The sequence below is a fragment of the Kitasatospora sp. NPDC057595 genome, assembly GCF_042800875.1.
Lineage (GTDB): Bacteria > Actinomycetota > Actinomycetes > Streptomycetales > Streptomycetaceae > Kitasatospora.
This window is the reverse complement of sequence record NZ_JBHVGL010000001.1, coordinates 557,507-569,827: the sequence shown is the minus strand read 5'-3', so window position 1 is coordinate 569,827 and position 12,321 is coordinate 557,507. Positions and strand designations below refer to the sequence as shown.

11 protein-coding genes and 1 pseudogene are annotated in these 12,321 nt (G+C 73.6%); 4 read left to right on the top strand and 8 right to left on the bottom strand.

Features of this window, described 5'->3' with window-relative positions; translation table 11 throughout:
* Positions 1 to 2 precede the first annotated feature (2 nt).
* The 3 genes from ACFU9E_RS02480 to ACFU9E_RS02470 form a co-directional block, all read right to left on the bottom strand.
* Positions 3 to 1,481 carry a DUF4190 domain-containing protein gene (locus ACFU9E_RS02480; RefSeq protein WP_380683829.1) on the bottom strand — a complete coding sequence of 493 codons (1,479 nt, stop codon included), beginning with the start codon at positions 1,479 to 1,481 and terminating at the stop codon, positions 3 to 5.
* Between the two features lie 189 nt (positions 1,482 to 1,670).
* Positions 1,671 to 2,486 carry a methyltransferase domain-containing protein gene (locus ACFU9E_RS02475; protein WP_380683830.1) on the bottom strand — a complete coding sequence of 272 codons (816 nt, stop codon included), beginning with the start codon at positions 2,484 to 2,486 and terminating at the stop codon, positions 1,671 to 1,673.
* A gap of 171 nt (positions 2,487 to 2,657) precedes the next feature.
* Positions 2,658 to 4,037: a hypothetical protein gene (locus ACFU9E_RS02470; protein WP_380683831.1), complete on the bottom strand. Its 1,380-nt coding sequence runs from the start codon at positions 4,035 to 4,037 to the stop codon at positions 2,658 to 2,660.
* A gap of 175 nt (positions 4,038 to 4,212) precedes the next feature.
* Here ACFU9E_RS02470 and ACFU9E_RS02465 point away from each other — a divergent pair.
* Both ACFU9E_RS02465 and ACFU9E_RS02460 read left to right on the top strand, forming a co-directional pair.
* A pseudogene (locus ACFU9E_RS02465) lies at positions 4,213 to 5,354 on the top strand (dihydrofolate reductase family protein).
* A 101-nt stretch (positions 5,355 to 5,455) separates the two neighbouring features.
* On the top strand, positions 5,456 to 6,112 hold the full coding sequence (locus tag ACFU9E_RS02460; RefSeq protein WP_380683832.1) for an HAD-IA family hydrolase: 657 nt from the start codon (positions 5,456 to 5,458) through the stop codon (positions 6,110 to 6,112).
* A gap of 150 nt (positions 6,113 to 6,262) precedes the next feature.
* On the opposite strand, the gene ACFU9E_RS02455 is transcribed toward ACFU9E_RS02460, so the two are convergent.
* The 3 genes from ACFU9E_RS02455 to ychF form a co-directional block, all read right to left on the bottom strand.
* Complete coding sequence (locus ACFU9E_RS02455; protein WP_380683833.1) at positions 6,263 to 6,517, bottom strand: Txe/YoeB family addiction module toxin; 255 nt, start codon at positions 6,515 to 6,517, stop codon at positions 6,263 to 6,265.
* Positions 6,514 to 6,795 (bottom strand): type II toxin-antitoxin system Phd/YefM family antitoxin, encoded by a 282-nt coding sequence (locus tag ACFU9E_RS02450; RefSeq protein WP_380669374.1) that lies wholly within the window; start codon positions 6,793 to 6,795, stop codon positions 6,514 to 6,516. The genes ACFU9E_RS02455 and ACFU9E_RS02450 overlap by 4 nt, the downstream gene beginning before the upstream one ends.
* 177 nt (positions 6,796 to 6,972) lie before the next feature.
* Positions 6,973 to 8,046: a redox-regulated ATPase YchF gene (ychF, locus tag ACFU9E_RS02445; RefSeq protein ID WP_380683834.1), complete on the bottom strand. Its 1,074-nt coding sequence runs from the start codon at positions 8,044 to 8,046 to the stop codon at positions 6,973 to 6,975.
* A gap of 443 nt (positions 8,047 to 8,489) precedes the next feature.
* Between ychF and ACFU9E_RS02440 the strand changes: the two genes are divergently transcribed.
* Positions 8,490 to 8,930, top strand: coding sequence for a DUF6542 domain-containing protein (locus ACFU9E_RS02440; RefSeq protein WP_380683835.1), 441 nt, complete (start codon positions 8,490 to 8,492; stop codon positions 8,928 to 8,930).
* A 50-nt stretch (positions 8,931 to 8,980) separates the two neighbouring features.
* On the opposite strand, the gene ppgK is transcribed toward ACFU9E_RS02440, so the two are convergent.
* Together ppgK and ACFU9E_RS02430 are read right to left on the bottom strand one after the other, a co-directional pair.
* Positions 8,981 to 9,727, bottom strand: coding sequence for a polyphosphate--glucose phosphotransferase (gene ppgK, locus ACFU9E_RS02435; protein ID WP_380683836.1), 747 nt, complete (start codon positions 9,725 to 9,727; stop codon positions 8,981 to 8,983).
* A 151-nt stretch (positions 9,728 to 9,878) separates the two neighbouring features.
* Positions 9,879 to 10,856, bottom strand: coding sequence for a 4-hydroxy-3-methylbut-2-enyl diphosphate reductase (locus tag ACFU9E_RS02430; RefSeq protein WP_380683837.1), 978 nt, complete (start codon positions 10,854 to 10,856; stop codon positions 9,879 to 9,881).
* Positions 10,857 to 10,943: 87 nt separating this feature from the next.
* Between ACFU9E_RS02430 and ACFU9E_RS02425 the strand changes: the two genes are divergently transcribed.
* Positions 10,944 to 12,314, top strand: a complete 1,371-nt coding sequence (locus tag ACFU9E_RS02425) for an APC family permease (RefSeq protein WP_380683838.1) — start codon at positions 10,944 to 10,946, stop codon at positions 12,312 to 12,314.
* Positions 12,315 to 12,321 lie beyond the last annotated feature (7 nt).

The window sequence follows — 12,321 nt, the reverse complement described above, 5'->3', positions numbered from 1 at the left end:
CCTCAGACCCGGATGTCGGAGGCCTGCTCGCCGGTCGACAGCCCCAGCTCGCCGCGGATCTCCACCACGAGCCGGTGGCTCTTGGCGGTCTGCGCCTGCGCCTTCTGCACCTCGTGGTCGAGCGTCTGCTCGTCCGTGGACTTGGCGGCGGCGTCCCAGGCGTTGGCGGCGTCCAGCTGGACCGCGCCCAGCTCGATCAGCTTGGCCTTGGCCCCGCCCGGCCAGTCGGTCCCGCCGGCCGACAGGTCCGTCACCTCCTTGCGGCAGGCGGTGGCCATCGTCTTCGCCCAGGTGCGGTACTTCTCGGGCTCCTCGTCGACGTCGCCCTCCGGCATGCCGGCGAGCGCGCCGTTGTAGGCCTGCGCCGCGTCCAGGTAGGTGCGCTGGGCCTTGGTGAGCTTGCTCCGGTCGGTGCGGACGCTGCCCGTGTGCACCCTCGTCTCGTCCTCGAAGGTGCAGGTCACCCGGCGGTCGTCGGACACCCAGGCGGCCTGGCTCGGGAAGTAGTAGGTCTCCACCACGCCGTCGGGCACGATCCAGGGGTCGAGGGCGTAGTCGTCGTGCACCGGGATGCAGAGCCGCGAGGCCTCCTTGCTGACCTCGTCCCGCCCGGGGTAACGGCCGGGCGCGCCGGCGACGTTGGTGAAGCCGGCGACCTCGCCGTGGTGCGGCGCCGAGCAGGGCACCACGACCACCCAGTAGACGCCCTTGGCGTCGGCGTCCTGCCCGGAGCTGAACGGCGGCCGGTTGAAGCAGTCGCCGGTCACCAGGTCCTCGACGGCCACCGACCCCTTGGGGCCGCGCGGGGAGTCCGCGTACCGCTCCCCCTCGTCCAGGCCGGCCGCGAGGAGGCCGATGAACGCGAACAGGGTGACGACGACCCCGAGGATGCCGGTGATCAGACCGGCGACCGCCATGCCGCGGCCCTTCTCGTTCCGCTTGGGGATCTGGACCAGCGCGACGATCGCGAAGGCGACCGCCAGCGGCCACATGCAGAACAGACCGGTGACCAGCGCGGCGACCGCGAAGCCGTTGGTGACCGTCGGGGCGGGGAGATAGGGGAAACCGGGCTGGAAGCCGGAGTGGGCGGCGGGGGCGACGGCCGCCCAGCCGGTGGCGCGCGGCCGGTCGGGGTCGACGGGCGCCAGCAGCTCGGACGGGGCGGCCCACGGGTCGGCCGCGGGCGGGGCCGCCGCGGCGGCCTGGGCGGAGCCGGGGGCGGGTGTCGCCCAGGGGTCGGGCGCGGGAGCGGCGGGAACGACGGGGGCGGCGTCGGCGGGCTCGGGCGACACAGCCTCAGGAGTGGTCTCGGGTGCGGGCTCGGACGCGGGAGCGGGCGGCGCGGCGGGCTCCGCGGGGGCAGCCTCCGCGACGGGCTCCGCGACGGGCTCCGTGACGGCCTCGGGTTCGGCCGCCGGCTTGCTCAACTCGACCCGCTCGACCGGCTCGGGGGCGGGGGCGTCGGACTCGGGCTTGGACACGTACGATCTCCCCCGGCCCGCGGGAGGCGGGCGACAGCTCGGCAGGACGACCCGCGGAGCCCGCGGGCGGATCGCGGCGGGCCGTCGGGAATGGGAACAGGCGCGCGACTCTACCGGATCTTGTGAAACATCCGCGCACCTTTTCCCCGCCGCACGAACCATCCCCTCACCGCACGGTCACGCCCGTGTTCAGCGCCGCGCCAGCACCTCCCCGTGCAGCATCGCGAACCACCCGTCCCCGGCCGCCGCCCACTCCCGCCAGCCGGCCGCGATCCGGGCCAGTTCGGCCTCGTCGGCATCCCCCCGCGCCACCGCCGTCCGCGCGATGGCGGAGCCCGTGATCCGGTCCGCCCACAGCCCGCCCCACCACGCGCGCTGATCGGGCGTCGCGTACGTCCAGGTGCTCGACGTGGCGGTGACGTCGGTGAAGCCGGCCGCCCTGGCCCAGGACAGCAGCCGCCGCCCGGCGTCCGGCTCGCCGCCGTTGCACCGGGCGATCCGCCGGTACAGCTCCAGCCAGCGGTCCAGTTCGGGCACCTCGGGGTACCAGGCCGTGGTCGCGAAGTCGACGTCCCGGACGGCCACCACGCCGCCCTCGGCGGTGACCCGGCGCAGTTCGCGCAGCGCGCCGACCGGGTCGGCCACGTGCTGCAGCACCTGGTGGGCGTGCACCACGTCGAACTCCCCCTCCGCGTAGGGCAGTCGGTGCACGTCGGCGACCTCGAACGCGACATTGGACAGGCCCCGCCCGGCGACGTACGCGGCGGCCTCCTCCAGCACCTCCGCCGAGGTGTCGGCGGCCACCACCCGGCCCGTGGGTCCGACCAGTTCGGCCAGGTCCGCGGTGATCGTGCCCGGCCCGCAGCCGATGTCCAGCACGGCCTGCCCGGGCCGCAGCCGGTCGCGCAGGTACGCGGCGGAGTTCTCGACGGTCCGTGAGCGGTGCGAGCGCAGCACGGACTCCTGGTGGCCGTGGGTGTAGACGGCGGGTTTCGGTGCGGTCATGGTGACGCCCCCTCGGGATCGACCGGTTCCTCGACGCCTCCGACGCTACTCCTCGTCCCGCATTTCAAGAAGATTCGTCTCACATTCCGACCACCATGCCGGCGGGGACAACAGCGGCCCCCGCCCGGGCGACAGAGGTCCGGACGGGGGCCGAAAGCTCGGCGGCAGCGCCTAGTTGAGGGTGAACCAGGTGGTCCGCGACTTCTTGAACTCCGGCTGGGCGAGGTCCTTCGCCGCGATGCCGTCGTTGTACAGCACGGCCGAACCGTCGTCGGTGATCAGCTGCACCCGGGCACCGGGGGCGCCGAGGTCCGGGATGTCCGCCACGGCCTCCCAGCCGCCCGCGTCGGAGGTCGGCAGGTCGAGCACCTTCACCGGCTGCGAACCGGGCCGGCCGTCCCAGCGGTAGAGCGCGTACGGGTCGGAGTTGTCGTCCGCCGCCCAGGAGCCGGCCACGATCAGGTACTGGCCGAGCGCGTTGCGCCGCAGGTCGCGCACGGAGAGCCCGCCCAGGTCCAGCTCGATCGGCTCGCCGAAGGTGGCGTGCGAACCGCCGAGCAGCGACGGGAAGTTGGTGACCGGCACGATCAGCGCCCGGCCACCGGTGACCGCCGGGGTGAGCGGCGCGCGGAAGCCCACGTACGCGGTGGTGGTGCTGCCCGGCGCGAACTCCAGGCCCTCCACGTTGAAGCCGTTGATCTGCTTGGGCGCCTGCCCGTCCGCCGCGCCGGCCGCGAAGCCGTAGCGGTTGCCGTGCGCGCGGTCCCAGGCGATCAGGTCGTCGCGCAGCCCCCGGTACGAACCGGCCGGCGACAGCTGGGTGGTGACGCCCGAGCCGGTGACGGTGGTGGCGAACACGGTCTGCCGGTCCGGCTTGACCACGCCGTCCTTGTTGTTGCCCAGCGAGCCGGTCCAGTAGATCGTATCGCCGACCCGGGTGGCGGCCTCGATGTCGATCTCCTTGGAGACGCCGAGCGCGGCGGAGAAGTCCCAGGTGCGGACGGGCGCGCCGGAGGCGTTGCGGTCGTACAGCCGCAGCACGTTGGACTCGTCGTCGGCCACCACGATGTACCCGTTGCCCGCGTCCACCGCCGCGGAGGCGTCGCTGGAGCCGGTCAGGTAGCGGCTGTCCGCCGAGAACTGCACCGCCGGCGAGGCCGCGTAGTGCAGCGTCTTCGACGCCGTCCTGCCGCCGAGCCCGGTGACCTTGACGGTGAGGTCGGTGTAGCCGACGCCCTGCGCGGCGACCGCCAGCGTGCGCGCGGAGCCGGTGCCGGCGACGGTGACGTCGGTGGTCCGGGCCACGGCGGTGCGGGTGCTGGCGGTGGCGGCCACGGCGAGGTCGGAGGCCGCCGCGCCGCTCTGGGCCACCGTGACGGTGACCGTCGGGTCGCCGGTGGCCCCGACGGCGCCGGACAGGTAGGCGGCGGAGAACGTGATCGTCGGGGTGCCGTAGGTCACGGCGGCGGCGGGACCGACCGGCAGCGCCAGCAACGGCAGGGCGACGGCGACGACGGCCGGCGGCAGCAGGCGGCGGGAGGGACGGGACACGGTGACAGCCCTTCGACGTGGTGGGCGGTGCGAGGTCCGGACCAGGGTGGGGCCCGTCGGCGAACGCCGCCCCGACGGCAGCGGGCCGCCCGGCGAACAGCAGCCCTCGTGCGGCCCGCGCTTTCGCCGGCGCCGTACCGTGGACGGGCAGCCGCCTCACAGAACGGTCCCCGCCATGCCCGCGCCGCGCCCCTTCGTCCTGCTGAGCGCCGCCATGTCGCTCGACGGGCACCTCGACGACGCCTCCCCCGAGCGGCTGCTGCTCTCCGGCCCGGCCGACTTCGACCGGGTGGACGCCGAGCGGGCGGCGAGCGACGCGATCCTGGTCGGCGGCAACACCCTGCGCGCGGACAACCCCCGGCTGCTGGTCAACGACCCGGGCCGGCGGGCCGCCCGGCGCGCGGCGGGCCGGCCGGAGCACCCGCTCAAGGTGACGCTCAGCGCGAGCGGCCGGCTGGAGCGCTCGCTGCGGTTCTGGCACACCGGCGGCGAGCGGCTCGCCTACACCACGGACGGCGGGGCCGCCGTGCTGCGCCCGGAACTGGACGGGCTGGCCGAGGTGGTGGCGCTGGGCCCGGCGGTGGAGCTGGGCGCGGTGCTGGACGACCTCGGCGCGCGCGGGGTGCGACGGCTGATGGTCGAGGGCGGCAGCGGGGTGCACACCCAGTTCCTGGCCCAGGGGCTGGCGGACGAGCTCCAGCTGGTGGTGGCCCCGCTGCTGGTCGGCCAGGCGCGGGCGCCGCGGTTCGTCGGCCCGGCGGACTTCCCCGGCGGCCCGGCCCAGCGGATGCGGCTGCTGGAGGCCCGTACGGTGGGCGATGTCGTCCTGCTCAGGTACGCCCCGAAGGAACCCGCCCCGTGACCGACCCGCGCCCCGCCGACCTGGCCCTCCTCCGCCGGGCCGTCGAGCTCTCCCGCCGCTGCCCGCCCTCGGAGACCGCCTTCTCGGTCGGCGCCGTGGTCGTCGCCGCCGACGGCACGGTGCTGGCCGAGGGGTACAGCCGCGAGACGGACGGCCACGACCACGCCGAGGAGGCGGCGCTCGGCAAGCTCCCGGCCGGCGACCCGCGGCTGCGCGGCGCGACGGTCTACAGCTCGCTGGAGCCCTGCGGGCAGCGCGCCTCCCGTCCGGTGCCATGCGCCGAACTGCTGATCGCGGCCGGCGTCCCCCGGGTGGTGGTGGCCTGGCGCGAGCCGTCCACCTTCGTCGCCGAGACCAGCGGCGCCGCGCGGCTGGAGGCGGCCGGCATCGAACTGGTGGAACTGCCCGAGCTGGCCGAGGAGGCCCGCGCGGTCAACGCGCACCTGTTGGGGTGAGACCGCTCGAAGCGCGGGGCAATCTTTTGTATCCTTAATGAACAATACACTTCACTCACCTGCGTCACGCCCGCTCGCCCCGCGCCCCCTGGAGCCGCCCGATGCCCGCGACGATCTTCACCCCCCGCGCCCTGCTGCTCGACATGGACGGCACCCTGGTCAACTCCGACGCCGTGGTCGAACGCTGCTGGCACCGCTGGGCCGAGGAGTACGGCCTCGACCCGGCCGAGGTGCTGCGCGTCGCCCACGGCCGCCAGGGCCACACCACCATGGCCGTCCTCCTCCCCGACCGCCCGATGGAGGTCAACCTCGCCGAGAACCGGCGGATGCTCGCCGCCGAGAAGGCCGACACCGACGGCGTCGTCCCGGTCCCCGGCGCCCCCGCCTTCCTCGCCGCCCTGGCCGGCCTCCCGCACGCCCTGGTCACCTCCGCCGACGCACCGCTCGCCCGGGTCCGGATGGCCGCCGCCGGCCTCCCCCTGCCGCCGGTCCTGATCACCGCCGAATCCGTGGGCGCCGGCAAGCCCGACCCCGAGGGCTTCCTCAAGGGCGCCGCCGCCCTCGGCTTCGCCCCCGCCGACTGCCTCGCCTTCGAGGACTCCGAGGCCGGCATCGCCGCCGCCCACGCCGCCGGCGTCCCGGTCATCGGCATCGGCCCCCGCGCCGCCGCCCACCACCCCACCGCCCACGCCACCACCCTCGAATCCCTCACCATCACCCCGGGCCCCGCCCCCACCTTCACCGTCACCCTCACCTGACCCCCGACGCCGGCCCCGACGACAGCGCCCCGCCGCCGGCGGGCGAGCCGGGCGACGGGGCGCAGCGGGGACAGCGCGAGCGGGCCGGACTCCGGGGAGTCCGGCCCGCTCGGCACGCGGCGGTGGCCGGGTCGAACTCGCAGTCAGCCATCAGTAGTGGTAGCGGGCGGCCAGAACGATGACCTCCCGGTCCGTCACCAAGTAGACGAGGCGGTGCTCGTCGTCGATCCGCCGGGACCAGGCCCCGGGCAAGTGGTACTTCAGCGGCTCGGGCTTGCCGATGCCGGTGAACGGGTCGCGCAACACGTCCTCGATGAGCCGGTTGATCCGGGCGAGCATCTTGCGGTCGCTCTTGAGCCAGGAGGTGTAGTCCTCCCAGCCGGTCTCCTCGAAGACGAGCCTCACGCGGCACCCTTCTCGCCATCCGCCGCGTCAGGATCGATGAGCTCCCGCTCGGAAAGCCCCATGCCGCCAAGGGCGTTCTCGTACGCCTTGAGCAAGCGGCGGGCGTTCACCGGCGAGCGCAACAGGTAGGAGCCTTCACGCAGGGCGGCGTAGTCCTCGGCCGAGACGAGTACGGCGTTCCCGTGCTTGGAGACGATCTCAATGGCCTCGTGATCGTCGTTGACCTTCTTGATCAACGGGAAGAGAGCCTTGCGCGCCTCGCTGGCAGTGATCGACATCGACTGAACTCCCTCCATGACTGGTACCACATAACGTACCACTCAAGTGGATGCGACGAGCCGGAGAAGTCAGCGCCAAGTCAGCACGGAAAAGGGATCGGGGCCCGCCTCATGGGAGGCGAGCCCCGTCCGACCTGCGCATTCGACAGATCGATCTACCTCAAAGCAATGAAACGATCACACGTTGAAGCGGAACTCCACGACGTCGCCGTCCTGCATGATGTACTCCTTGCCCTCGATGCGGGCCTTGCCCTTGGCACGGGCCTCGGGGAGGGAGCCGGTCTCGACGAGGTCGGCGAAGGAGATGACCTCGGCCTTGATGAAGCCCTTCTGGAAGTCGGTGTGGATCACACCGGCGGCCTCGGGGGCGGTGGCGCCCTTCTTGATGGTCCAGGCGCGGGCTTCCTTGGGACCGGCGGTGAGGTAGGTCTGCAGGCCGAGGGTGTCGAAGCCGACGCGGGCGAGGGTGGCGAGGCCGGGCTCGTCCTGGCCCATCGACTGGAGGAGCTCCAGGGCCTCGGCGTCCTCCAGCTCGATCAGCTCGGACTCGATCTTGGCGTTGAGGAAGATCGCCTCGGCGGGGGCGACCAGCGCGCGCTGGGCCTGCTTGAAGTCCTCGTCGGACAGCTCGTCCTCGTCGACGTTGAAGACGTAGAGGAAGGGCTTGGCGGTCAGCAGGTGCAGCTCGCGGATCGGGGCGGTGTCGAAGCCGGCCTCGAAGAGGGTCTTGCCGGTCTCCAGGATCGCCTGGGCGGCCTCGGCGGCGGCCAGGACGGGGGCGGTGTCCTTCTTGAGGCGCGCCTCCTTCTGGAGCCGGGGCAGCACCTTCTCGATGGTCTGGAGGTCGGCCAGGATCAGCTCGGTGTGGATGGTCTCGATGTCGTCCTTGGGCGACACCTTGCCGTCCACGTGGACCACGTCGGGGTCGGTGAAGGCGCGCACGACCTGGCAGATGGCGTCCGACTCGCGGATGTTGGCGAGGAACTTGTTGCCCAGGCCCTCGCCCTCGCTGGCGCCGCGGACGATGCCCGCGATGTCGACGAAGTCGACGGTGGCCGGGAGGATGCGCTGCGAGCCGAAGATCTCGGCGAGCTTGTTCAGCCGCTCGTCCGGGACGCCGACGACGCCGACGTTGGGCTCGATGGTGGCGAACGGGTAGTTGGCCGCCAGCACGTCGTTCTTGGTCAGGGCGTTGAACAGGGTCGACTTGCCGACGTTCGGCAGGCCGACGATTCCGATCGTGAGCGACATGAAGCGCAGTCCCGTGGGCTTGGAGGAGTTGGGCCGGCCCGGACGCCGGACCGATCCCCCAGTCTACGGGCAGCAGGTCCACCGTCGGCCGCCCCGGCGGCGGCGGTGCAGTTGAGCGGCGGTCACACCAATACGCCGTCCGGGGACACGGACCAAGCCCCGACGGCCCATTACACAGTGTGGCGATGATCGGACCGTACGTTGGGTGGGTGGAGCAGAGCATCCGTACCCAGCCGCCAGGGCCCAGACGCCGACCGCCGAACGGCGCGGCCGGGGCCGCCGTCCCCGGGCCGGGCCGGGCCCGCGAGAGCGCGGGGGGATCGGCCATTCCCGCCCTCAGGGCCAGGGGGAGAACCGCCGGGAAGGCCGCGGGCAACGCCCCCGGCAAGGCCTCGGCCAAGGCCGCCGGACGGGGCGGCGGCTCGGGGTCCCGGCTACGCGCCGTGTCCGGCCCCCCGGAGCGGCCCCGGATCACCGGGCGGCTCTACGGGCGGCGGCGCAGCGGCCGGCCGGCCCGGCTGACCGCGGTCGGCACCGGGGTGGTCGCGCTGACCGCGACGGTGGCGGTGGCCGGCCTGGACCGGCTGGCCTTCGGCGGGCTCGGGGTGCTGTTCGGCATCGGCTACCTGCTGATCTGCTTCCAGCTGGCGGTCCGGGTCCGGTACGCCGACCTGCTGGCCGCGCCGATCAGCGGGCCGATCGCCTTCGCCGTGGCGCTGCTGGCGTTCGGGCCGGTCACCTCCACCGGGGTGACGGCGCAGGTGGTGGCGCTGGCGACCAACCTGGCCGGCCGGGCCGGCTGGCTGTTCTCCGGCACCGGACTGGCCGCCGTGATCGTGCTGGCCCGGTTCGTGGCCCAGCGCCGGATCCACCGCGCGCGCTGAGGACGCGCCCGGGGAGCCGGCACGAGGGAGCGGCGGGAGGCCCCGGGGGTTCAGGCGGTGGCGCGGGCCGCCGCCATGGCCGCGCCGACGATGCCGGCGTCGTTGCGCAGCTCCGCCGGGACGAGCCGCGCCCGGCGCTCGCGCAGCAGCGGCAGGAACTTCTCGTGCTTGCGGCTCACCCCGCCGCCGATCACCACCAGTTGCGGCGAGAACAGCATCTCCACCAGGTCCAGGTACTCGTCCACCCGTTCGGCCCACTGCGCCCAGCTCAGCCCGTGCCGCTCCTTGGCCGCCGACGAGGCCCGCCGTTCGGCGTCCTTGCCGCGCAGCTCCAGGTGGCCGAGCTCGGTGTTGGGCACCAGCACGCCGTCCACGAACAGGGCGCTGCCGATGCCGGTGCCGAAGGTGAGGACCAGGGCCACCCCCGCCTGCCCGCGGCCGGCGCCGTGCGCGGTCTCGGCGAGGCCGGCCGCGTCGGCGTCGTTGAGCACCACCGCCGGCAGGTCGAGCGCCTCGCGGAACAGGCCGGCGGCGTCCAGACCGACCCAGCCCTTGTCGACGTTGGCGGCGGTCCTGGTGTGCCCGTCGACGACCACGCCGGGGAAGGTCAGTCCGACCGGGCCCCGGTGGCCGAAGTGGCGGACCACCTCGCAGACGGCGTCGACCACGGCCCGGGGGTCGGAGGGCTGCGGGGTGAGGACCTTGTGCCGCTCCTGCGCGAGCGCGCCCCGGGCGAGGTCGACGGGGGCTCCCTTGATGCCCGACCCGCCGATGTCCACACCGAATACCGCCGTCATGACGACCGCCCTCCGCCGAAAGTTCTCCACAGGCCTGTGCACGACCACGGGCCCTGTGCACAGAACCTACGAGAACCCGCCTGCCCCCGCACAGCGGAGGACCCGGCACCCGAACGGGCCACCGGGTCCTCCGCCGGAACGCGGGAAGGTCCTACAGCTTGCCGGCGGCCTCGGCGCGCAGGTCGCGGCGGAGCTCCTTGGGCAGCGAGAAGATCAGGTGCTCCTCGGCCGTCTTCACGATCGAGACCTCGCCGTAGCCGCGCGCGGCCAGCCACTCCAGCACGCCCTCGACCAGGACCTCCGGCACCGAGGCGCCGCTGGTCAGGCCGACCGTGCCGACGCCCTCCAGCCACTCCTCCCGGATCTCCTCGGCGAAGTCCACCAGGTGGGCGGCCTTGGCGCCGTACTCCAGGCCGACCTCGACCAGCCGCACCGAGTTGGAGGAGTTCTTCGAGCCGACCACGATCAGCAGGTCGGCCTCCGGGGCCAGCTGCTTGACGGCGACCTGGCGGTTCTGGGTGGCGTAGCAGATGTCGTCGCTGGGCGGGCTGACCAGCAGCGGGAAGCGCTTCTTCAGCTCGCCGACGGTGGCCATCGTCTCGTCCACCGAGAGCGTGGTCTGGGACAGCCAGACGACCTTGGACTCGTCGCGCACCTGCACCCCGGCGACGTCCTCGGCACCGTCCACCAGGTGGATCCGGTCCGGGGCCTCGCCCATCGTGCCGATGACCTCCTCGTGGCCCTCGTGGCCGACCAGCAGGATGTCGTAGCCCTCGTCGGCGAAGCGCACGGCCTCCTTGTGCACCTTGGTCACCAGCGGGCAGGTGGCGTCGACGGTGGCGAGCCTGCCGGCCCGGGCCTCGTCGTGCACCGAGGGCGCGACACCGTGGGCCGAGAAGACCACGATCGAGCCCTCGGGCACCTCCTCCGTCTCGTCGACGAAGATCGCGCCCTTCTTCTCCAGGGTCTGCACCACGTACTTGTTGTGGACGATCTGCTTGCGGACGTAGATGGGGGCCCCGTACTGCTCCAGGGCCTTCTCCACGGCGATCACGGCGCGGTCGACGCCCGCGCAGTAGCCCCGGGGGGCGGCGAGCAGGACACGGCGCTGCGCGGTGTTGGAGGACATGGCTCCATCGTACGGGCGGAGCGCAGCCGCGCCGACGCGAGCGGCGTTCCCGTCGGAACCGGTCACGGGTGCTCAAATGTGGAAGCTATGAGCGAGCGAGTCGAGCGGGGCGAGCCGGGCGGCCGGGACGGACGGGGCGGGCTGCGGCGCAGCCTGGGCGTGCGCGATCTGGTGGTGTACGGACTGCTGTTCATCGCCCCGATGGCCCCGGTGGGCGTGTTCGGGGTGCTCGACGCCAAGAGCCACGGGGCGGTCGCCGCGGTCTACCTGGTGGCCACCGTGGCGATGGGGTTCACCGCCGTCTCGTACGCCCGGATGGTGCGGGCGGTGCCGCAGACCGGTTCGGTGTACGCCTACGCGCGGGCCGGGCTGGGCGACGCGGCCGGGTTCACGGCCGGCTGGATGGCGATGCTCGACTACCTGCTGATCCCGGCGGTCGCCTACCTGTTCTCCGGCATCGCGCTCAACTCGCTGGTGCCGGACGTCTCGCGCTGGGTGTGGACGGCGCTCGCCGTGCTGCTGACCACCGGGCTCAACCTGGCCGGGGTGCGGACGGCGGCGACGGTGGGCCTCGCGGTGCTGGCGATGGAGCTGGTGGTGCTGGCGGTGTTCGTGGTCGCGGCCGTGGTGGTGCTGGCCAGGGACGGCGCGCAGCGCGACTGGGCGAGCCCGTTCACGGCGGTCGGCGGTTTCTCGACGGCCGCCGTGCTCTCGGCGGTCTCCGTGGCCGTGCTGTCCTACCTGGGCTTCGACGCCATCGCGACCTTCGTGGAGGAGGCGGTCGGCGCCTCGGCGGCGGTGGCCAAGGCGGTGCTGTGGTGCCTGGTGCTGTCCGGCGCGCTGTTCGTGGCGCAGACCTATCTGGCGGCGCTGCTGGAGCCGCTCGCCCCGCAGCAACTGGCGGCCGACCCGGCGGCGCAGGGCTCGGCGTTCTACGACACGGTGGAGGGCTCGGTCGGGCACTGGCTGCACGTGCTGGTCGCGGCGAGCAAGGCGATCGGCGCGGCCTTCGCGGCGCTGGCCGGGCAGGCGGCGGCCGGGCGGCTGCTGTTCGCGATGGGCCGGGACGGACGGCTGCCGCGCTTCCTGGGCGCGGTCGACCCGGGCTCGGCGGTGCCGCGCCGGGCGCTGCTGGTGTCGGCGGCGATCACCATGGCGGCGGCGGTCTGGGCGGCGAACCGGGACGACGGGCTGGACCGGCTGACCTCGGTGGTGAACATCGGCGCGCTCACCGCGTTCACCCTGCTGCACGCCTCGGTGGTGGGCTGGTACGCGGTGAAGCACCGCTCCCGCAGCCCGCTGACGGACGTGGTGGTGCCGGTGCTGGGCGTGGCGGTGATCGGCGCGGTGGTGGCCGAGGCCTCGGGCACCGCGCAGGTGGTGGGGCTGGTCTGGCTGGCCGTCGGACTGCTGGTCCTCCTCGGCCGGCGGGCTTCCGCTGTCGGCGGACGCCGATAGCCTCGTG

Bases quoted from the DNA above. Each gene is read 5' to 3' on its own strand.
- ACFU9E_RS02475 (WP_380683830.1), bottom strand. From the start codon at position 2,486: ATGACCGCACCGAAACCCGCCGTCTACACCCACGGCCACCAGGAGTCC.
- ACFU9E_RS02460 (WP_380683832.1), top strand. From the start codon at position 5,456: ATGCCCGCGACGATCTTCACCCCCCGCGCCCTGCTGCTCGACATGGAC.
- ACFU9E_RS02450 (WP_380669374.1), bottom strand. From the start codon at position 6,795: ATGTCGATCACTGCCAGCGAGGCGCGCAAGGCTCTCTTCCCGTTGATC.
- ychF (WP_380683834.1), bottom strand. From the start codon at position 8,046: ATGTCGCTCACGATCGGAATCGTCGGCCTGCCGAACGTCGGCAAGTCG.
- ppgK (WP_380683836.1), bottom strand. From the start codon at position 9,727: ATGACGGCGGTATTCGGTGTGGACATCGGCGGGTCGGGCATCAAGGGA.
- ACFU9E_RS02430 (WP_380683837.1), bottom strand. From the start codon at position 10,856: ATGTCCTCCAACACCGCGCAGCGCCGTGTCCTGCTCGCCGCCCCCCGG.
- ACFU9E_RS02425 (WP_380683838.1), top strand. From the start codon at position 10,944: ATGAGCGAGCGAGTCGAGCGGGGCGAGCCGGGCGGCCGGGACGGACGG.